Source organism: Burkholderia pulmonis, from assembly GCF_984667975.1.
The window spans coordinates 1,833,670-1,856,358 of record NZ_OZ480186.1; the positions used below are offsets into that span (position 1 = coordinate 1,833,670).

The 22,689-nt window shown below is 70.6% G+C and carries 7 protein-coding genes; 6 read left to right on the top strand and 1 reads right to left on the bottom strand.

All coding sequences use genetic code 11. The features are described from left to right. Positions 1-16: 16 nt before the first annotated feature. Positions 17-1,039: an ABC transporter substrate-binding protein gene (locus tag AC5LXK_RS08560; protein WP_493391203.1), complete on the top strand. Its 1,023-nt coding sequence runs from the start codon at positions 17-19 to the stop codon at positions 1,037-1,039. A 169-nt stretch (positions 1,040-1,208) separates the two neighbouring features. On the opposite strand, the gene AC5LXK_RS08565 is transcribed toward AC5LXK_RS08560, so the two are convergent. Continuing rightward, complete coding sequence (locus AC5LXK_RS08565) at positions 1,209-2,954, bottom strand: cyclic peptide export ABC transporter (protein ID WP_493388448.1); 1,746 nt, start codon at positions 2,952-2,954, stop codon at positions 1,209-1,211. 273 nt (positions 2,955-3,227) lie between these two features. On the opposite strand from AC5LXK_RS08565, the gene AC5LXK_RS08570 reads away from it, so the two are divergent. From AC5LXK_RS08570 to AC5LXK_RS08590, 5 genes are read left to right on the top strand one after another with little or no spacing between them, the layout of a single operon-like run. After that, positions 3,228-12,902, top strand: a complete 9,675-nt coding sequence (locus tag AC5LXK_RS08570) for an amino acid adenylation domain-containing protein (RefSeq protein WP_493388449.1) — start codon at positions 3,228-3,230, stop codon at positions 12,900-12,902. Between the two features lie 9 nt (positions 12,903-12,911). Next, a complete protein-coding gene (locus tag AC5LXK_RS08575; RefSeq protein ID WP_493388450.1) occupies positions 12,912-17,909 on the top strand; it encodes an amino acid adenylation domain-containing protein in 4,998 nt (1,665 codons plus the stop codon). Further along, positions 17,899-18,933, top strand: coding sequence for a GNAT family N-acetyltransferase (locus AC5LXK_RS08580; protein WP_493388451.1), 1,035 nt, complete (start codon positions 17,899-17,901; stop codon positions 18,931-18,933). The genes AC5LXK_RS08575 and AC5LXK_RS08580 overlap by 11 nt, the downstream gene beginning before the upstream one ends. Before the next feature lie 32 nt (positions 18,934-18,965). Next, positions 18,966-20,342, top strand: a complete 1,377-nt coding sequence (locus AC5LXK_RS08585; RefSeq protein WP_493388452.1) for a lysine N(6)-hydroxylase/L-ornithine N(5)-oxygenase family protein — start codon at positions 18,966-18,968, stop codon at positions 20,340-20,342. A gap of 46 nt (positions 20,343-20,388) precedes the next feature. Continuing rightward, positions 20,389-22,620 (top strand): TonB-dependent siderophore receptor, encoded by a 2,232-nt coding sequence (locus tag AC5LXK_RS08590; protein WP_493391204.1) that lies wholly within the window; start codon positions 20,389-20,391, stop codon positions 22,618-22,620. Positions 22,621-22,689 lie beyond the last annotated feature (69 nt).

A 22,689-nucleotide genomic window follows, 5' to 3' on the forward strand; every position in this document is an offset into this window, starting at 1 on the left:
CGCCGGCCGCGACCCGGTGACGCACGCCGGCCGCCGGCACGCACTCGGTGCGCTCGCAGCGCTCGGCGCCGCGTGTTGCGGCGCGTTTTCCGCATCGGCTTCCGCCGTTGCCACTGCCGGTGACGCACGCGGTGCGCAGGGCGCGGTATCGCTGGCGGGCAATCCCGTCGTGTCGCAGGCGAGCGCGAAAATGCCCGTGCGGCCGCAGCGCGTGGTCGCGCTCGACTTCATGTTCGCGGAAAGCGTGATCGCGCTCGACCTCGTGCCGGTCGGGATGGCCGACACGGCGTTCTACCCGGGCTGGCTCGGTTACCAGAGCGAGCGGCTCGCGCATGTGACCGACGTCGGCTCGCGGCAGGAACCGGGGCTCGAGGCGATCGCGGCGGTCAAGCCCGACCTCATCATCGGCGTCGGTTTCCGCCATGCGCCGATTTTCGATGCGCTCGACCGGATCGCGCCGACGATCCTGTTCCAGTTCAGCCCGAACGTATCGGAGGGCGGCGTACCCGTCACGCAGCTCGACTGGATGCGGCAGATCTTCCGGACGATCGGTGCGGTGACGGGGCGCGACGCGCGCGCGCAGGCGGTCGACGCACAACTCGACGCCGGCATCGCGCGCAATGCGGCACGGCTCGCGGCCGCGGGCCGCAAGGGCGAGCGCATTGCACTGCTGCAGGATCTCGGCTTGCCCGATCGCTACTGGGCCTATACGGGCAACAGCACGTCGGCGGGCCTCGCGCGTGCGCTCGGGCTCGAACCGTGGCCGCAGAAGCCGACGCGGGAAGGCACGTTGTACGTGACGTCGGCCGATCTGCTCAGGCAGCGCGACCTAGCCGTGATGTTCGTGACCGCATCGGAGATGGACGTACCGCTGTCGGCGAAGCTCGATTCGCCGGTGTGGCGATATGTGCCCGCGCTGAAGGAACACCGCATCGCGCTGATCGAACGCAACATCTGGGGGTTCGGCGGGCCGATGTCGGCACTGAAGCTGGCCGACGTGATGACCGACACGATGCTGAAGCTGCCGGCCGTGCGTTGAGCGCGCGGCGGTCGATGACGGGCAGCGCGTCGTCATCGGCCTGATTCACGGCGGCGGCCCCAGGCCTTTCCAGGGTGCAACGCACCGGCACCATTCCCGTCATCAATGACAATCGCCGACGCACTGCCATGGCAGCGGGTCGGCGATTTTTTACATCGTTCGACTCGTGTTACGCGCTCAGCGCATCGACGCCATCCTGCGCACGCAGGCGCGCGGGTTGCGTGTCGCTGACGATGCGCCCGTTGTCGAGCTTCAGCAGCCGGTCGGCGAGATCGAAGTAGCGATCGTCGTGCGTGATCACGATCACGGCCTTGCCGCGCGCGCGCAGCTCGGGCAGCAGTTGCTCGTAGAACACGGCCTTGAACGACGGATCCTGGTCGGCCGCCCATTCGTCGAACAGGTAGAACGGCCGATCCTCCAGGTATGCGACGACGAGCGCGAGCCGCTTGCGCTGCCCGGTCGACAGCGCGCGCGTCGAGAAGGCTCCATCGACCACCTTCACCTTGTGGTCGAGCGCGAGCTTCGCCACGAGCGCGTTCGCGCGTGCGTCGGCCTGCGCGCGGGACGGATCGTCGGGATCGACGATGCCGAGCAGCGCATCGAACAGGTGGAAATCGTTGAACACCGCGCTGAAACGCTGCCGGTAGGCCGCGCGCTCGCGCCAGCCAATCGTGCGGCCGTCGACCTCGATCGAGCCTTCCTCCGGCTCGTAGAGCCCCGTCAGCACCTTCGCGAGCGTCGTCTTGCCGCTGCCGTTGCCGCCGACGATGAACACGAGTTCGCCCGGCTTGATCGTCAGGTCGATCGGCCCGATGCTGAACATCCGTTCGTCGCGTTCGTGGAAGTACGCGTGGGTAACACCGCGCAACGTAACGGCGCCGGCCGGCGGCACGTCCGGGGCATCGGCCGCGGGCGGCACCGTGCGCAACGCGCCGAATTCGGCCATCACGCCTTCGATCCGCGTGAGGGACACGCGTGCCGCATTCACGGTCGGCAGGTTGTTCAGCAAGCCGTCGAGCGGCACGAGCATGAACAGGAACACGACGACGTAGCCGGCCGCGGTGGCCGGATCGGCATGCACGCCGAGTTGCGGCCAGAACGACGCGACGCCGAGGAACACGTAGAACAGGAAGATGATCCAGCCGACCCCGACCGCGTACGCGCTGAACGCACGGCGGCGGTGGTCGCGCACTTCACCGATCGCGGCGCCGAGCTGGCCGTCGACGAACTGGCGTGCCCGCGCATCGTGCAGCTTCAGTTCCTTCGCGCCCGAGAACAGCGAGCCGAGATAGCCGAACAGGCGGTCCTGCGCCTGGCCGGCGGCTTCGAGCGACGCGATCGCGCGGCGGTCGCCGGTGTGATAGCCGAGCGAGCCGGCGATGATCGCGGCCAGCGCCAGCAGGCACACGGGCCACGACAGCCACGCGAGATAGCCGAGGCAGCCGAACACGATCGAGCCGTGCATGACCAGGTTCGGCAGCGCGAAGAACAGCATCGACACGTTGGTCGCGTCGTCGGTCAGCACCGACTGTACGGGTGCCGCGCCGATCCGCTCGATGTCGCGCAGCTCGGCCGCGCCGACGCGCCGCGCGAGATGCACGCGCAGCCGCGCCATCGTGTCCTGCGACAGGCGGGCAAACAGCGTGCCCGACACGATCCGCGTGACGAGCGCGATCACCGCGCACAGTGCAAAGCGCCACGCGAGCGACGCGTCGGCCGCGCCCGGTTGCGACAGCGCGCGGTTCAGCGTCGCGACGAGCAGCACGCTCGCGACGCCATTCAGCACGCAGGCGGTGAGCGCCAGCGTGAGCGACACACGGCTTTCGCGCAACAGCGCAAGGATCAGGCGGGCGGCGGGGCGGCCGGGGGAGGCGTCGAGGGACGGCGGGGAAGAAGGCTCGTGGGCGGCTGTCATCGGCAACGTCGGTAAAGGGAAGGCAGGCAAAAAACGCGGAAACGGCAAATCTGACGCGAAAGCGGCGGGCGAGGCTGAGCCCCGTTCCGGCTTTCCTCCCTGATAGACGAACGGGCCACGCAAATATTTAGCAGCATCGTCAAAAAAATCAGCCGCACGCACTTTGCGTACAAAACGGTAAAAAATCGGCCGCGCCGTTCGTCACACCAGTGAAGCCGCCCCAAGCGGCCCCGAGACTTGGCCGAAGCGGCCGGACCGAAGGACTTCACGCACATGACGAGTTTCCCGACTGCGCTGCATCAACGAATCCGCGAACTGGCGCGCATCGCGCCCGACGCACCCGCCATCGCGGTCCCTTTCCAGAATGATCTGCGCCTGTCGCGCGGCGCGCTCGACGCCCGTGCGTCGCACCTGGCCCGGCAACTGCGCGCGGCCGGCGTCGGCGCGGAAGTGCGGGTCGGCGTTTGTGTCGAGCGTTCGTGCGAACTGTTCGTCGCGCTGCTGGCCGTGCTGAAGGCGGGCGGCGTGTTCGTGCCGCTCGATCCGCGTCACCCGGCCGCGCGCCTCGACTGGATCGTGCAGGATGCGCAACTGCGGCACGGCATCGTCGATGCGGCCGGCCGTGCGGCGCTCGGTACGCCGTTCGAACACGCGTTCGATCCGGCGGTTGAAGCAACGGGCGGGCAGATTCCCGACGCCGGCGACGAAGCACTGCCGGTCCACCCGCGTTCGGCCGCCTACATGATCTATACGTCGGGCTCGACCGGCACGCCGAAGGCGGTGGTCGTCGAGCACGGGCCGCTCGCCGCGCATTGCGACGCGCTCGCGGCCGCACTGCCGATCGAAGCCGGCGACCGCCTGCTGCATTTCGCGTCGGTCAATTTCGACGCCGCACACGAATGCTGGCTCGCACCGCTCGCGATCGGCGCCAGCATTGTCGTGGCGCCGCCGCAACCGTTCGCGCCGGACGCCGCGCATGCGCTGCTCGTGCGCGAGTCGGTCAACGTCGCCGCGTTCCCGCCTGCTTACCTGCGCGAATTCGCGGCCGTCGCCGCGCGCGACGGCGTGCCGCCGGCCCTGCGCGTGCTCGCGTTCGGCGGCGAAGCGCTGCCGCAACAGGCATTCGAGTTCGTGCGCGGCACGTTCCCGGCAGTCCGCCTGATCAATGGTTACGGCCCGACCGAAGCCGTGATCTCGCCGATGCTGTGGCCGGTCGAGCCGGGCGAAACGCCGGTGCTCGCCGCCGACGACGCATACGCGTCGCTGCCGATCGGCCGTGTGATCGGCCCGCGCGTCGCGCGTATCGACGGCGCCGGGGCCGATGGCGTGGGCGAATTGCTGCTGGGCGGCGTCTGCGTGGCGCGCGGCTATCACGGCCGGCCGGCGCTGACGGCCGAACGCTTCATTCCCGATGCGGACGGTGAACCCGGTGCGCGCGTCTATCGCACCGGCGACCTCGCGCGCCAGCGCGACGACGGCGCATTCGACTATCTCGGCCGCCTCGACGATCAGGTCCAGGTGCGCGGCGTGCGCGTGGAGCCGGCGGAAATCGCCGCATGCCTGCGCTCGCATCCGGCCGTGGCCGATGCGGCCGTGGTCGCCGAAACCGGCAACGGGCCGACGCGGCTGATCGCGTGCGTCGCGCTGCGCGCGGCGGCCGACGATGCAGCGCTGAAGGTGCATGTGGCCGCGCAACTGCCGGCCGCATGGCAGCCGCACCGGTTCGTGCGTTGCGATGCGCTGCCGTATACGCTGAACGGCAAGATCGACCGTGCCGCGCTGCGCGAGCGGATTGCCGCCGCGCGCGACACGACGCAAGGTGCCGGCGATGCGCCGCGTACGCCGACCGAACAACGGATCGCGGGCCTCTGGCAGACGCTGCTCGGCCTCGATGTCACGCCGTCGCGTGACGACCGCTTCTTCGCGCTGGGCGCCGATTCGCTCGCCGTGATGCAACTGCAGGCCGCGATCCGTGCCGCCGAGCGCGTGAACCTGCGGCTCGACTCGTTGTTTGCCGATCCGGCGCTGGCCGAGCTGGCCGAGCAGGTCGATCGTGCGGAGCGCGAGACTGGCGAGCCGCTGGCCGCCATTGCCGCGCGCCGCACGCCGGCCGATGCCGCTGCAGCGGGCGCACCGCATGTCGATCGCGCGGCTTCGCTTGCACAGCAACGCTTCTGGGTGCTCGCGCAAACGCGCGATGCGAGCGCCGCGTATCACATCGCTGCGCACTGGACGACCGACGGCATACTCGACCGCGACGCACTGCAGCGCGCGCTCGATCACGTGATCGGGCGTCACGAGGCATGGCGCACGACGCTCGTCGACAACGACGACGGCGTCGTGATGCAGCGGATTCATGCGCACCTGCCGGTATCGATCGTCGATGCCGACCTGCGCGACCAGCCACCGGCCGCACGTGACGCACAAGCCGCGCGTCTCGCCGAGCGCGACGCGGCCGAGCCGTTCGATCTCGCGCGCGGCCCGCTGCTGCGCGCGACGCTCGTCGCGCTCGCGAACGACCGTCACCGCCTGCTGCTGACCGCGCATCACGCGATCACCGACGGCTGGAGCTCGCGCTGCGCGTTCGACGAACTGTCCGCGGCGTACCGTGCGTATGCCGAAGGCCGCGAACCGTCGCTGCCCGATCTGCCGATCCAGTACGCCGACTACGCGGACTGGCAGCGCGACATGCTGGCCGGCGGCGAGGGCGAGCGTCAGCTCGACTACTGGCGCGGCGCGTTGCGCGACGTACCGGGTCCGCTCGCACTGCCGATCGATCGCCAGCCGGCTGCCACGCGCACGCTGCAGGGCGCGCGAGTCTCGGTGCGCCTGCCCGACGCGGTCGCGGCCGATGTGCGGCACCTCGCCCGCGACGCCCAGGCAACCGTTTTCACGGTGCTGCTGGCGGCGCTCGACGCGTGGCTGTCGCGCCTGACCGGCGCAACGGATGTCGTCGTCGCGGTGCCGGTCGCGCATCGCCAGCGCCCCGAAACGCGTGCGCTGCTGGGCCTGTTCCTGAATACGGTCGCGCTGCGTGTACGCGTGGCGCCGACGCTGCCGTTCCGCGCGCTCGTCGATGCGGCGCGCACGGCCGCACTCGACGCGGTCGCGCACCAGGACGTGCCGTTCGAGCGTGTCGTCGATGCGGTGAAGCCGCCGGTCAGGCGCGGTGACGAATGGCTGCGCGTGAAGTTCGCGCAGCAGTTCGACGCACGGCACGACAGCGTGCTGCCGGGCGCCACGGCCGTCGCGACGCCGGGGCCCGATCTCGCCGCGCGCTTCGACTTCGCACTGGATTTCACCGACGACGCAAACGGGATCGAGCTGGTCGCAGCCTATGCGACCGACTGCATCGACGCCGATACGGCGCGTGCGTGGCTCGACAGCTATGCGGCGCTCGTCGGCGCGGCCGCGCACGACCCGCAACACACGACGGCCGCGCTGCCGTGCGACGCATCGGCGGCATCGCGCCAGCCGCGCGACGGCCGTGCGCTGCATGTCGAGCATGCGGACATCGTCGCCGCGTTCGCGCGGCAGGCAGCCGCTTACCCGCATCGCGTGGCGCTTGCCGACGCGTCGGCAGCGCTGACGTTCGCCGAACTTGACGACGCGTCAAACCGGATCGCGCGCGCATTGACGCAGCGCGGCGTGGCGGCCGAAGCGCCGGTCGTCGTCTGCCTCGAACGGTCGGCGCGTTTCGTCGTCGGGTTGCTCGGCGCGCTGAAGGCCGGCGCACTCGCGGTGCTGCTCGATCCGGCGCAGCCTGCCGCACGACTCGCCGCCGCAGCAACCGACTGCGGCGCACGCTGGGCGCTCGTCGCGGATACGGCCGCGTGGCCGGCCGGCATCGACGCGCAGCCGCTCGACGTCGACGCGCTCGCACAGGATGCGACGCTTGCGCATGCGGCCGGCGTACGCGTCGCGCCGCATCCGGAACAGGGCGCGTACCTGATCTATACGTCGGGCTCGACCGGCACGCCGAAGGGTGTCGTCGTATCGCACGGTGCACTGGCCGACTACGTGCAGGGGATGCTCGACGAACTCGCATTCGCACCCGACGCATCGTTCGCGATGGTGTCGACCGTCGCGGCCGACCTCGGCCATACGACGCTGTTTGGCGCGCTGTGCGCGGGCCGTACGCTGCACCTGCTGCCGGCGGCGTGTGCGTTCGATCCGGACCTGTTCGCTGAAGAAATGCGTAGCCGTGAAGTCGGCGTGCTGAAAATCGTGCCGAGCCACCTGCAGGCGCTGCTCGACGCGCGCGTGCCGGCCGACGTGCTGCCGCGCCACGCGCTCGTGACGGGCGGCGAAACGCTCACGTGGGCGCTCGTCGCTCGCCTGGCCGCGCTCGCGCCGGCCTGCCGCGTGATCAACCATTACGGGCCGACCGAAGCGACGGTCGGCGCGATCGCATGCGACACGGCGTCGATCGCTGTCGATGCGCGCGATCCCGCGAGCGGCGTGCCGCTCGGCCTGCCGCTGCCGAATGCGCGCGCGCTGGTGCTCGACGCGTTCGGCGCGTGCGTGCCGGCAGGTGCGACCGGCGAACTGTACCTGGGCGGGCCGGGTGTCGCGCGCGGCTACCTCGGACGCCCGGCGCAGACCGCCGAACGCTTCGTGCCCGATCCGTTCGCGCCCGGTGCGCGGCTGTATCGCACGGGCGATCGCGTGCGGTTGCGCGCGGACGGTCGCCTCGCATTCCTCGGCCGTATCGACGACCAGGTGAAGATCCGCGGCTACCGCGTCGAACCGGGCGAGGTGAGTGCGGCCGTGCGCGCGACCGGCCCGGTCGCGCAGGCCGAAACACTTGCGATCGAGCATGACGGCCGCCTGCGGCTCGCGACGTTCGTCGTGATGCGCGACGGCACGGCATTCGACGAAGCCGCCGTGCGCACGGCGCTCGCCGGGACGCTGCCCGACTACATGGTGCCCGCGCAGTTCGTCGCGCTCGCACGCCTGCCGGTGACGGCGAACGGCAAGATCGATCGCGCGGCCTTGCGCGAACTGGCGGCCGTGCCGGTCGCGGTCGCGTCCGGCGATGCGCCGCAGGGTGCGGTCGAAACGGTGCTCGCCGAAGTCTGGCAGGCCGTGTTGAAGGCGCCGAAGGTAGGCCGTGACGACAACTTCTTCGAACTCGGCGGCGATTCGATCCTCGTGTTGCAGGTGATCGCCCGTGCGCGCAAGCGCGGCGTGCGCTTCACGCCGAAGCAGCTGTTCGACGGTCCGACGGTCGCCGAACTCGCGCGCATCGCGAAGACGGACGACACGGCCGCCGCTGTGCCGCCCGCGAGCGCAGTCGCCTCCGCGGCGGCAGCGCAGGCCGCCGCGTCGATCCTGACGCCCGCGCAGCAGCGCTTCTTCGCGCTCGATGTCCCGCATCCGGGCCACTGGAACCAGTCGGTTGCGTTCGACGTGCGCGGGCCGTTCGACGCGGACGCATTCGCGCGCGCATTCGACGCGCTGCTGACGCATCACGACGCATTCCGCCAGCGCTTCGCGCGCGCAGCGGACGGCACGTGGCAAGCAAGCGATGCCGCAAAGCCGTACGACGCATTGCCGTTCGTCGAGGTTGCCGCACGCGACGAAGCCGACGCGCTCGCGCGCTTCGACGCGCTGCAGCGCCGTCTTGACCTCGGTCGCGGGCCGCTCGCCTGCGCATGCGCGGCGCGGCTGCCGGACGGCTCGACGCAACTCTATCTGGCCATTCATCACGCGATTATCGACGGTGTGTCGTGGCGCATCCTGCTCGACGACCTGGAAACGGCCTATCGTGCCGCATGCGAACGTACGCCGATCCGCTTGTCGCAGCCGGGCCTGCGCGCGGACGCATGGGCCGCACGGCTCGCGCGTGCCGCGACGGAACCGGCATCGCCGTTTGCATCCGAAACCGCCTACTGGAGCGGGATGGCGCAAGGTGACGACGTCGTGCCCGATCATCCCGATGCCACGGCAACGAACGCCGATGCGGCCGTCGTCGTGCAGACGATCGACGCGACGTTGACCCGCGCAGCGTTGACCGATGCACATGCGGCCTATCGGACGCAGACGATCGAACTGCTGGGGGCCGCGCTTGCGTTGGCACTGTCCGGCGCGAACGGTGCCACGTCGTGCCGCGTCGAACTGGAAGGCCACGGCCGCGAAGCGCTGTTCGACGACGCGGATGCAAGCCGCACGATCGGCTGGCTGACGAGCCATTACCCGGTGACGCTGCCGGTCGAAGCGACGGCGCGCGACACGCTGTGCGCCGTCAAGGACACGCTGCGTGCGGTGCCGCACAAGGGCCTTGGCTTCGGCGTGCTCGCGCACTACGGCGCCGCGGCGACGCGCACGGCACTGGCTGCCGTGCCGCGCCCGCGCGTCACCTTCAACTACCTCGGCCAGTTCGATGCGCCGCGCGATGCGACGCTCGTGCCGCGTTTCGGCGGCACCGGTGTCGAGCGCGACCCGCAGGGGCCGCTCGGCAATACGCTCGCGATCCATGCGTACCTCGACACGGACCGCGACGGTGCGCGCACGTTGAAGGTGCATTGGGTTTACGGTGCGCCGCAGTTCGAGCGCGCGACGATCGACGCGTTCGCCGAACGCTTCGCGGCTGCGCTGCGCGAGCTCGTCGAGGCGTGCGCGTCGCGCGTCGCGCATCGCGGTGCCGGTGCGACGCCGGGAGATTTCCCGCTCGCGCAGGCCGCCGGCCTCACGCAGGCCGCGATCGAACGCACGCCGCTCGACTGGCGCACGATCGACGACGTGTATCCGTTGTCGCCGATGCAGCAGGGCATCCTGTTCCATGCGCTGTTCGCCCCCGGCCACGCAAGCTACGTGAACCAGCTCGTCGCGACGGCGACCGCGCTCGACGCCGACCGCCTCGCGGCCGCGTTCGACGCATCAATCGCGCGTCACGACATCCTGCGCACGAGCGTGATGCCGGACGAAGCCGCACCGCTGCAGTGCGTGCATCGCCACGCGCAAATCCCGCTCGAACAGCTCGACTGGCGCGAGCGCGGCGACACGTTCGACGCCGATTTCGACGCATGGCTCGCGGCCGACCGTGCGCGCGGCTTCGACTGGCGCGAGCCGCCGCTGATGCGGCTTGCGCTGATCCGCGTGACGGACGATGCATGGCGGGTCGTATGGACGCGCCACCACGTGCTGCTCGACGGCTGGAGCACCGCGCGCCTGCTCGCCGACGTATTGCGCGACTACCGCGACCCGGACGCCGTGTCGCCGTTCGCGAGCCGCCCGGCGTTGCGCTATCGCGACTTCATCGCGTGGCTCGGCACGCGCGACCGTGACGCCGACGAGCGCTTCTGGACCGACCGCCTCGCGCGCCTGGATGCACCGACGCTGATTGCCGAACGCACGGCCGATCGCGCCGATGCCGAGATGGTCACGTGGCGCGCGACGCTCGATGCGGATGCGATGACGCGCGTCGCGCAGACCGCACGCGCACTGAAGCTGACCGTCAACACGCTGGTGCAAGGCGCATGGGCGCTCGCGCTGCAACGGATGACGCACCAGCCGGCCGTGGCGTTCGGCGCGACCGTCGCAGGCCGCCCCGATGCGCTCGCGGACGTCGACTCGGTGCTCGGCCTCTTCATCAACACGCTGCCGGTCATCACTGCACCGGCGCCGCAGCAACGCGCGGCCGACTGGCTGCAAGCGCTGCAACGCGAGAACGCGGCCGCCGCCGAACATGCCCACACGCCGCTCGCCGACATCCAGCGCTGGGCGCGCGGGGCGGGCGGCGCACTGTTCGACACGCTGGTCGTATTCGAGAACTACCCGGTCGACGACACGGCACGCAATGCCGATCCGCGCGCGCTGGCATTGAGCGGCGTACGCAGCATCGAATCGACCGATTTCGCACTGACGCTCGTGATCGAAAGCGGCGCCGAACTGACGATCGACTACGGTTACGACACGGCACGCGTCGATGCGCGCCAGGTCGAAACCTGGCACCGTGCATTTGCATGCGCACTCGATGCGCTGGCCCGTACGCCGGATGCGCTGCTCGGCACGCTGTCGATCGCCGACGACGCAACCCGTGACGCCCTGGCGCTCGCCCGGGACACGGCGTATGAATGGCAGGCTTCGCAACGCCAGCCGCTGCACCTGCAATTCGCCGAAGCGGCACGGGCGACGCCCGACGCGATCGCGCTCGAATACACGGACGTCCACGGTGGCGTGCACCGCGCGACCTATCGCGAACTCGACGCCGGCACGTCGCGCATCGCGGCTGCGCTGCTTCGGCGCGGCGTGCAGCCCGACACGCCGGTCGCGCTGTGCGTCGAGCGCTCGTTCGACATGGTGATGGCGCTCGTCGGCGTGCTGAAGGCCGGCGCCGCGTACCTGCCGGTCGACCCCGACTATCCGGCCGAGCGCATCGCGTACCTGCTGCGCGACGCGCGGCCGGCCGTCGCGATCACGCAGGCTCATCTGCGCGAGCAGGTCGAGGTGGCGCTGGGCGAGGGTTCCGACACGCAACTGCTGACGGTGGCGGACCTGCTTGCCGATGAAGCGGGCGAAGCCGATGGCAAGTCCGCGGACGCAGCCGCCGCGATCGACGACGCGCAGCTTGCGTACCTGATCTACACGTCCGGCTCGACCGGCAAGCCGAAGGGCGCCGGCAACACGCACGGCGCGCTCGCGAACCGGATCGCGTGGATGCAGCAGGCATACCGCCTGACGCGCGACGACGTCGTGCTGCACAAGACGCCGTTCGGCTTCGACGTGTCGGTCTGGGAATTCGTGTGGCCGCTGGCGATCGGCGCGAAGCTGGCGATCGCGGCACCCGGCGACCATCGCGACCCGGCGCGTCTCGCGGCCGCGATCCATGCGCACGGCGTGACGGTGCTGCATTTCGTGCCGTCGATGCTTGCCGCGTTCGCCGCGCATCTCGACGATTTCTCGGCTGCCGCGCAATGCGACAGCATCCGCCTGATCGTCGCGAGCGGCGAGGCGCTTGCGCCCGAACTCGTCGCGAAGATGGCGCGGCTGCTGCCGAACGCGACGCTCGTGAACCTGTACGGGCCGACCGAAGCCGCGATCGACGTGTCGCACTGGACCTGCGGCGCCGACGACGCGAACGCGGTCGCGGTGCCGATCGGCCACCCGATCGCGAACCTGCAGCTGCACGTGCTCGATGCCGCGTGGCAGCCGGTACCGGCCGGCGCAACCGGCGAACTGTATCTCGCGGGCGCGGGCCTCGCGCGCGGCTATCTCGGCCGGCCGGCGCTGACCGCCGATCGCTTCGTGCCCGATCCGTTCGTACCGGGTGCGCGCATGTACCGCACCGGCGACCTCGCGCGGCGCCGCACCGACGGCGCGCTCGACTACCTCGGCCGCGTCGACACGCAGGTAAAGCTGCGCGGCCAGCGGATCGAGCCGGGCGAGATCGAGGCGCTGCTGCGCGCGGCGCCGAGCGTGAACGATGCGGTCGTGATCGTGCGCGACGAGCAGCTGGTCGGCTATGTCGCCCGCGGCGATGCGGGCCCGCTCGACCGCGCAGCGCTGCTGGATGCGCTGCGCGCCCAACTGCCGGCATACATGGTGCCGTCGCAGCTGATCGAGCTCGACGCATTGCCCGTCACGCCGAACGGCAAGTGCGACCGCCATGCGCTGCCCGCGCCGGTGCGCGAAGCGGCCGACACCGTCGAACTCGCGACCGACACCGAACGCGCACTCGCGGAGATCTGGCAGCGCGTGCTGCACGTGGACGCGATCGGCCGCGACGGCGACTTCTTCCTGCTCGGCGGCCATTCGCTGCTCGCGACGCAGGCCCACGCGCAGGCGAACCTGCACTGGGGGCTCGCGTTGCCGCTGCGCACGCTGTTCGACACGCGCACGCTGGCGCGCTGCGCGGAAGCGATCGACGCGGCTTGCACGGCACGCGGCGCGACCGATGCAGCGAGCGCGATCGATGCGCTGCTCGGCGAACTGGAAACCCAATAAGGACGACGGATGACGAAGGTTCAACCCGACTGGCTCGCGCTCGCGACGCGTTTCGCGCAACTGCCTGACGCGCAGCGTGCGGTCTTCATCGACAAGCTCGGCGCGGCCGGCATCGATTTCCGCGTGCTGCCGATCCCGCCGCGCACGCCGCGCAGCGACCGCGTGCCGGCCTCGTTCGCGCAGACGCGGCTGTGGCTGCACGCGCGGCTGATCGATGCGCCCGACGCGTATCACATCACCGAGCGCCTGGCGCTGACGGGCCCGCTCGACGCGCATGCGTTGCGCCTTGCCTGCGATGCGCTGATCACGCGCCATGAAGCACTGCGCACGACGTTCGACGAAGCGCAGGACGGTGTCGCGCAATCGATCCACGCGCCGTTGCGCTGCCCGTGGCGCGAAACCGACCTCGAAGCGTTGCCGGACGCACAGCGCGTGGCGCGCGCGGAAGCGGTCGCGACGGCCGACGAAGCGGAGCCGTTCGATCTCGGCGCGGCGCCGCTCGTGCGCGCGCACCTGGTGCGCTTCGACGCGACGCATCACTGGCTCGCGGTGACCGTACACCACATCGTGTCGGACGGCTGGTCGTCGGGCGTGATGCTGGAGGAGCTCGCGGCGTTCTATCGCGCCTATGCGTCCGACCGGCCGGTGCCGCTCGCGCCGTTGCCGATCCAGTATGCCGACTACGCGCTGTGGCAGCGACGCTGGCTCGACGCCGGCGAGCGCGACCGCCAGCTCGCGTTCTGGCGCGAACGGCTCGATCCGCAGCGCGGCGTGCTGGCGCTGCCGGGGGCGACCGCGCGGCCGGCCCGTCGCAGTGCGCGCGGCGCGCGCCATGTCTTTTCGCTTGATGCACGCATCGGCGCGCAACTGCGCGCATTTGCCGCTGCATCGGGTGCAACGCCGTTCGCGGTGCTGCTCGCCGCGCTCGATGCGCTGCTGGCGCGCGCGACCGGCGACGCGCGGATCTGCGTCGGCGTACCGGCCGCGAACCGCGAGCGTGCGGAAGTCGCCGGGCTGATCGGCTTCTTCGTCAACACGCTGGCGATCGACGTCGACGTGCCCGCGCACGGCGATTTCTCGTCGCTGGTCGCACGCACGCAGCGCGCGCTCGTCGACGCGCAGATGCATCAGGACGTGCCGTTCGAGCAGGTGGTCGATGCACTCGGCGTGCCGCGCAGCGCGAGCCACCATCCGCTGTTCCAGGTGATGGCCGCGTATGGCGAACGCCGCGCGCTGCCGGCGCTCGGCGCGGCGTCGGCCGCGTTGCTGCCGTCCGGCACGCCGTCCGCGAAATTCGATTTGACGCTGTCCGTCGAAGCGACGCCGGACGGCACCTTCGACGCCGCATTCATCTATGCGCTCGACCTGTTCGAGGCGGACGCGATCGCGCGGCTGGCCGCGCGCTTCGTCACGCTGCTGACCGATGCGCTCGCGCATCCCGACCTGCCGGTCGGCGATCTCGCGTGGCTGCCGGCCGACGAGCGCGCGCAGCTGTTCGCGTGGAACGCGCCGGCGGGTGCGACCGATGCCGAGCCGTTCGTTCCCGTGCATGCGCGCATTGCCGCGCATGCGCAAGCGCGTCCCGACGCACGTGGCGTCGCCGATGTCGATCGCGCGTTGACGCGCGGCGAAGTCGATGCACGCGCGGCGCGCCTGGCACGCCATCTGGTGGCGGCCGGCGTACGGCCGGAGATGCGCGTGGGCGTCGCGCTGCAGCGCTCGGTCGATCTGCTCGTCGCGCTGATCGCCGTGCTGAAGTCGGGCGCCGCGTTCGTGCCGCTCGATCCCGCGCATCCGCGCGAGCGGCTCGCGCAGATCGTCGGCGACGCGAATATAGCGCACGTGCTGACCGACGGTGCGAGCGCCGCGTCGCTGCCCGAGCTGCCGGCATTGCGCGTGTGGCGCGCCGATGCCGTCGAGGCGCTCGACGAAGCGGCGCACGTCGCGCTGCCGGACGTGCTGCCGGGCCACGCGGCCTATGCGATCTACACGTCGGGCTCGACCGGCAAGCCGAAGGGCGTGATCGTCGACCATGCGTCGTTCGCGCTGCATTGCGCGGCGATTGCCGAGCGTTACGGCGCGGGCGAGAACGACGTGTTCCTGCTGTTCCAGTCGGTCAATTTCGACGGCGCGCACGAAGGCTGGTTTTCGCAATACATGTCGGGCGCCGCCGTGTCGGTGACGGCCGACGTGCTGTGGCCGCCCGCGCAGACCTGCGCGATGATGGTCCGCGACGGCGTGACGATGACCTACGTGCCGCCCGGCTGCGCTGCGCAGCTCGCCGAATGGGCGCTCGCGCACGGCGCACCGCCGACGCTGCGTTCGCTGACCGTCGGCGGCGAGGCGACGTCACGAGAAGCGTTCGCGATGCTGCGCCGCGCGCTGCCGGACGTGCGCGTGGTCAACGGCTACGGCCCGACCGAGACGGTCATCACGCCGACGCTGTGGATGTTCCGTCCCGGCGACGATCTCGCGAAGCTCGGCGACGCCGCGTATCTGCCGATCGGCACGCTGGTCGGTGCGCGCACCGCGCACGTGCTCGACGAACGGCTGCACCCGCTGCCGGTCGGCGTGATCGGCGAACTGTACCTTGGCGGCGAGGGGATCGGGGTCGCGCGCGGTTATCTCGACCGTCCGGCGCTGACGGCCGAGCGCTTCGTGCCCGACCCGTACGGCGCGCCGGGCGCGCGTTTGTACCGCACCGGCGACCTCGTGCGGCGTCGCGCGGATGGCGTATTCGACTTCATCGGCCGTGTCGATCACCAGGTGAAGCTGCGCGGGTTGCGCATCGAACTCGGCGAAATCGAAGCGCAGCTGGCCGCGCACGATGCGGTGCGCGAAGCGTGCGCGGTCGTGCACGGGCAGGGCGCGCTCGCGCAGCTCGTCGCGTATGTCGAGCTGACCGCCGATGCGCAGGCTGCCGCGCAGCCGGTCGAAGCCGCGACGCTCGACGCGCACCTGCGCCGCACGCTGCCCGATTACATGGTGCCCGCGCAACTGATCGTGCTCGACGCGCTGCCGCGCAACGCGAACAGCAAGGTCGACCGTGCGCGGCTGCCGGCGCCGGTGCGGATCGAACGTGCGTACGAGGCGCCGCATGACGGCGACGAAGCGGCGCTCGCGGCGATCTGGTGCGACGTGCTGAATCTCGAGCGTGTCGGGCGCGGCGATCACTTTTTCGATCTCGGTGGCCATTCGCTCGCAGCCGTGCGCGTCGCGACGCGCGTGGCCGAACGGCTCGGCCGCGACGTGCCGGTGCGCGCGCTGTTCGAGGCGCCCGTGCTCGCGCAATACGCACTGCAGGTGGCCGATGCGCCGCGCGCCACGCATGCCGGTGCGACAGCGCCGGGCGTCGCGGTGGCCAAACCCGACGCGCACGGCGTGTGGCCGCTGTCGCCTGCACAGCTCGGCCTGTGGTTTCTGTGGCGTGCCCAGCCGGACAGCGCCGCGTACAACATTCCGGTCACGCTGCGCGTGCGCGGCCCGCTCGACGTCGGTGCACTGCGCGCCGCGTTCTCGGATGCGGCTGCCGCGCATCCGGCGCTGCGTGCACGGCTCGTCGCCCGCGACGGCGCACTGCCGGGCCAGCGGATCGATGCGAACGTTGCCGTCGAACTGCCGGTGATCGACCTGTCGGCGCAAGCCGATGCACCGGCCCGTGCGGCCGCGCTGACCGGCGAGGACGCACTCGCGCCGTTCGACCTCGCGGCCGACGCGCCGCTGTGGCGCGCCCGCGTGCTGCGGCTTGGCGCTGACGACCATGTGCTGTCGGTGACGATCCATCACATCGTGTCGGATGGAGAATCGATCGAGCTGTGGCTCGACGCGGTGCGCGCACGCTATGTCGCCCGCGTGCAGGGCAGTGCCGCTTCGGCTGACGCGGCCGCCCAGCCGGCCGTCGCACTGGCCGTGCCGCTCGTGCTGCCCGCGCCGTGCCATCCCGCGCGTGTCGCGTACTGGCGCGATGCGCTCGCGGATCTGCCGTCGCACGTGTTGCCGCAACGCGCCGATGCGCCGTCCGTGCCGCAATGGCGCGCGGCACGCATCGCATTCGAATTCGATGCGCAGCTGATCCGCGCGGCGCGCGACGCCGCATCGGCGTCGCACGCCACGCTGCCGATGCTGCTGCATGCGGCGCTCAACACCGCATTGTTCCGCGCGACGGGCGCAGCCGACCAGCCGGTCGGCGTCCTCGCGTCGACGCGCGAGCTCACGGGCGACGCGGCCCGCGCGGCGCTCGGCCTCTTCATCAACTCGGTCGTCGTGCGTACGCGGATCGACCCGGCCGCGCGCCGTGCAGACGTGCTCGCGCAGGTACGCGACACGGCGCTCGCCGCGTATGCGCATGCCGACGTGCCGTTCGCGGACGTCGTCGCCGCGCTGCGTGCACCGCGTGCCGCGCAGGCCAATCCGCTGTTCCAGGTGATGTTCAACTATCTGCGCCCGACCGGCGCCGCCGCGCGCGACTGGGCCGGCCTGTCGCTCGCCGGATTCGACGACGTGCGCCACCGCGTCGTGTTCACGCTGGAGCTGGACGTCGTCGAGCACCCGGACGGCCGCGTGAGCGCTGCGTTCTCGTATGCGGACGAACTGCTCGAGCGCGGCTTCGTCGATGCACTCGTCGATGTCTATCACGACGAAGTCGCCCGCTTCGCCGGGGCGTCGGAAGCGGCGCTTGGCGCGCCCGATGCTTGTTTGTCCAGGCACGCTGCGTCCGTCGCACACGCAAGCGGCGACGCACGTGTGCACGTGCAACCGTCGCGCGCCGCCGCCGCGCTTGCGGCGCTGTGGTCGGACACGTTGGCGACGGCCGCCCCCGAACCCGATGCGGACCTGTTCGAAGCCGGCGCGACGTCGTTCGACGTCGTGCGCTTCATCGACGCGTCGGTTCGCGCCGGTCACGCGCTGACGGTCGCCGACGTGTTCGCGTCGCCGACGCTCGCGGCACTCGGCGCGCGGCTCGATGCGCGAGCGGAAACGGGACAGGAGGAGCGCCATGCTGGCTGAAGTGCGTCCGGACGGATTCACGATGCTCGATACCTACCGCCTCGCGTTCGCGGACGGCCTGTTCGCCGTGCGCGACGGCGCGGAGATCCGCGTCGCGCACGGCGACGGCATCGGTGCGCAGTTGCTGCGCGCACAACTCGGCGACGACGGCGCGCTGCGCCTCGTCGCGTACAACCATCGCGCGGCACCGTCCGACCAGCGGCGTGCGCTGCTGGCTGCGCTGGCCGCCGCGTTTTCGGACAGCGCGCGCCACGCGGCGATCCGGCTCGACCCGGCCGCGTGGCCGGCGGTCGCGCTCGACGCGCTGCGCGCGAGCGGCGTGCTCGCCGACGGCGGCCGCTGCCTGCGCGACGGCTGGGCGCAACAGGCCGACCTGTGGCTCGTCGGCCCGCATCTGCCGTGCGCGACGTTGCCGACGATCACCGACGGCCGGCGTCATCCGCGTCGGCCGCCCGCACCGCGCGGCGATGTCTACGCGCGCGATCTGCCGGCGCTCGGCGTGCGCTTCACGCTGCGTGGCTGGCAACCGGCGGAGGACGCCGAACGGCTCGCGCGCTGGTTCGACGAGCCGCGCGTGCGCGACGGCTGGCCGGGTGCGCAACCCGGTACGGACGGCACGCAAGGTGCGGCACCGGGCGCCGATCCGCACGTGAGCCCGCTCGTCGGCTGTTTCGACGGCGAACCGTTCGCGTACTTCGAGGCGGTCTGGCTGAAGGAAGACCCGCTTGCGCCGCACGTCGCGGCGCGCGACTACGACCGCGGGCTGCGGATGCTGGTCGGCGAGTCGCGCTGGCGCGGCCCGCACTGCGTGGCCGGCTGGCTGCCGTCCGTCGTGCATTACCTGTTTCTCGACGACCCGCGTACCGAAGCGGTCGGCTGTGCCGTTCCGGCCGGCCACGCGCGGGTTGCCGACCATCTCGCGCGGCATGGCTTCGCGCGGCAGCGCCGTCTCGCGCTGGCCGACGCGCAGCCGCTGTGGATGCGCACGCTGCGCGAGACGTTCTTCTCCGGCCGTCACGTCTGACGGGCCGGATTCACCGACAAGGGAGCTGAGACATGCAGAGAGAAACCGTATTCGACCTGATCGGCGTCGGCTTCGGGCCGTCGAATCTGGCGCTGGCCGTGCGCCTCGCGGAGCGCAGCGGTGCACACACGTTCACCCACTGCTTCGTCGAGCGCCAGCCGGAATTCGGCTGGCATCGCGGGATGCTGCTCGACGATTGCCGGATGCAGATTTCGTTTCTGAAGGATCTCGTCACGATGCGCGATCCGAAAAGCCGCTACACGTTCATCAACTATCTGTTCGAACGCGGCCGGCTGAACGAATTCGTCAACCTGAAGAACTTCTATCCGACCCGCGTCGAATTCCATGACTACCTGAGCTGGGTCGCGGAAGCGTTCGACGATCGCGTCCATTACAGCGAAACCGTGCTGGGGATCGAACCCGTGCGCGGCGACGGCGCGAAGATCGACGCGCTGCGCGTGCTGTCGCGCGACGCGGCCGGCCACGAGCGCCAGCGCGTCACGCGCGCGCTGTCGGTCGGCGTCGGCGGCACGCCCGCGATTCCGGACGCGTTCGCCGCGCTCGGCCGCGACCGCGTGATCCATTCGTCGTCGTACCTGACCGACATCGACCGGCTCGTCGCGTCGCCCGACGGCGAGCGCCGCCGCGTCGCGGTGATCGGCGCGGGGCAGAGCGCGGCCGAGGTATTCATCGACCTCGCGCGCCGCTTCCCGCACGTCGACGCGAGCCTCGTGATGCGCGCAGGCGCGCTGAAGCCGGCCGACGACAGCCCGTTCGTCAACGAGATCTTCAGCCCCGAGTTCACCGACGTCGTCTATGCGCAGCCGCACGACGCGCGCCGCGCGCTGCTCGAGCGCTATCGCGACACCAATTACGCGGTGGTCGACCGGCCGCTGATCGAGCAGATCTACGAAATGCTGTACCTGCAGCGCGTCGACGGCAGCGCGCGTCATGCGCTGCTCGCGAACAGCGCGATCGAGGCCGCGGTGCGCGCCGCCGACGGCCGCATCGAGCTGACGCTGCGCGACCGGATGAGCGGCGCCACGCGCGTCGAGCGCTTCGACGCGCTCGTGCTCGCGACCGGCTACCGGCGCGACACGCATTCGGCATTGCTCGAAGGGCTCGCGCCGCATCTCGGCGATGCGCTCACGCGCGGCGACGTCACGCGCGACTACCTGCTCGCGACGCCCGAGCACTTCGCACCGCGCATCTACCTGCAAGGCTGCTGCGAAGACAGCCACGGATTGTCCGACACGCTGCTGTCGGTACTGGCGCGCCGCGCGGACGAAATCTGCGCGTCGCTCGAGGAAGGGATCGCGCCCGCCCATGACGAAGGCGCGGCCCGGGCAGCACATGAAAAACGACAGGAAAACGGGGTGAGCGCGGGCCGGATGGCTTTCGCTCTTTGACAAAGGCGCGGTCGGAGACCGCATGAAAAAAGTGGAGCAGAGAAAGATGGAGTGGGCAACAGGCACGCGTTTGCGTGCGATCGCAGCCGCGGCAAGCGTGGCGTTCGGTACGGCGGCGGCAGGGCACGCATACGCCCAGACGGCGCCGGCCGTGAACGCAGGCGCCACGGCGGCGGCCAGCAGTGCGCAAAGCGGTGCGTCGACCGGCGCGCAAAACGGCACGCTGCCGGCGATCACCGTCAACGCGGCCTCGGAAGGAGACGGCACGGTCGGGCTCGTCGCGAAACGCAGCAAGACCGGCACCAAGACCGACACGCCGCTCAACGAGATCCCGCAGACGATCAACGTCGTCACCGCGCAGCAGATCGAGATGACCGGCGCAACCGACGTGAACGCGGCGCTGCGCTACGTGCCGGGCTTCTCGTCGTACGGGTCGGACAACCGGTCGGACTGGTATGCGGCGCTGCGCGGCTTCACGCCGACCGCCTACGTGAACGGGCTGCAGGTGCCGAACACGTTGAACCTGTCGAGCTGGCGCGTCGATCCGTACATGATCGACAGCATCAGCGTGCTGCGTGGGCCGACCTCGGTGCTGTACGGCGCGGGCGATCCGGGCGCGATCATCGACGTGCAGACCAAGCAGCCCGACGGCGAGCGCGTGCGCGAAGCGGGCGTGCAGTTCGGCAACTACGCGCGCAAGCAGTTCATGATCGATGTGGGCGACAAGCTCGACGCGGACGGCAAGTACGCGTACCGGTTCGTCGGCGTCGCGCGCGACGGCAATGCGCTGACGGGCCCGAACAACGACCAGCGCGTCGCGCTCGCGCCGTCGTTCCGCTGGCGCCCGAACGCGGATACGTCGCTGACGCTGTCCGCGACGTACCTGCAGGACTGGGGCGACATCTCGTCGAACTTCCTGCCCGCGCAGGGCACCGTGCTGCCGAACCCGAACGGCCAGCTCGACAAGGACGTCTATGGTGGCGACCCGAACTTCAACTATTACCGCAAGAAGCAATGGTCGCTCGGCTACCAGTTCGAGCGCAACCTGAGCCCGATGTGGACGTTCCGCCAGAACACCCGCCTGATGCACCTGTCGCTCGACAACGGTTCGGTGTTCGGCGCGGGCTTCGCGGATGGCAGCCTGACCGACATCAATCGCTGGGCCGGCGTGTTCCAGATGAACTACAGCCGCTTCGACATCGATAACAACCTCGAAGGCCGCTTCGCGACGGGGCCGCTGCAGCACACGCTGCTGCTCGGCTTCCAGTACAACCGTCAGACCGCGACCGACAGCGAATGGCTGGCCGCCGCACCGACGCTGAACATCTACAACCCGGTCTACACGCCGGTCTCGCTGTCCGTGTTCTCGCCGCCGAACACCACGTATCGCACGAACACGTACACGACGATGAACACGTTCGGCCTGTACGCGCAGGACCAGATCAAGTGGAACCGCTGGACGCTGACGCTCGGCGGCCGCGAGGACTGGGTCAACATGCGGATGGACGACCGCGCGGCGGGCACGTCGACGAAGGCGGACGTCACGGCGTTCACCGGCCGCGTGGGCCTGACGTACCAGGGCGACTACGGGCTGTCGCCGTACGTCAGCTACGCGACGTCATTCAACCCGCTGATCGGCGTGAACCTGCTCGGCGGCGGGCTGCCGCAGCCGACGCGCGGCAAACAGATCGAGGCCGGCCTGCGCTGGCAGCCGCCCGGCAAGAACCTGATGCTGAACGCGGCGATCTACCAGATCAACCAGACCAACGTGCTCACGTCGGCGCTGCCGAGCCAGGACGATACCGGCACGAAGTCGGTGCAGACGGGCGAAGTGCGTTCGCGCGGGATCGAGCTGAGCGCGACCGGCAAGGTCACGCGGAACCTGTCGGTGATCGCTTCGTACGTCTACCAGGACGTGAAGAACGTGAAGGCCAATGACGTCTCGCTGAACAACTGGCCGGTCGACATTCCGCGTCCGCGCCAGATGGCGTCGCTGTGGACCGACTGGACGTGGCACACGGGGCCGCTCGCCGGCTTCGGCCTCGGCGGCGGCATTCGCTACCAGAGCGCGTCGGCCGGTGCGGCCGACAACTCGCTGACGGTATCGAGCGTCACGCTGTTCGACGCGGGCGTGCACTACGACACGCGTAACTGGCGCTTCGCCGTGAACGGAACGAACCTGGCCAACCGCCACTACATCAGCGGTTGCCAGTCGGCGAACGTCTGCGTTTTCGGGACCGACCGCACCGTGATCGCCACCGCGAAATACAACTGGTGACGTCGCGTGCCGCGGCCCGCCGGCCGGCCTTCGTGGCCGGCGCGGGCTGGCCGCGGTGCCTTCGTCCGC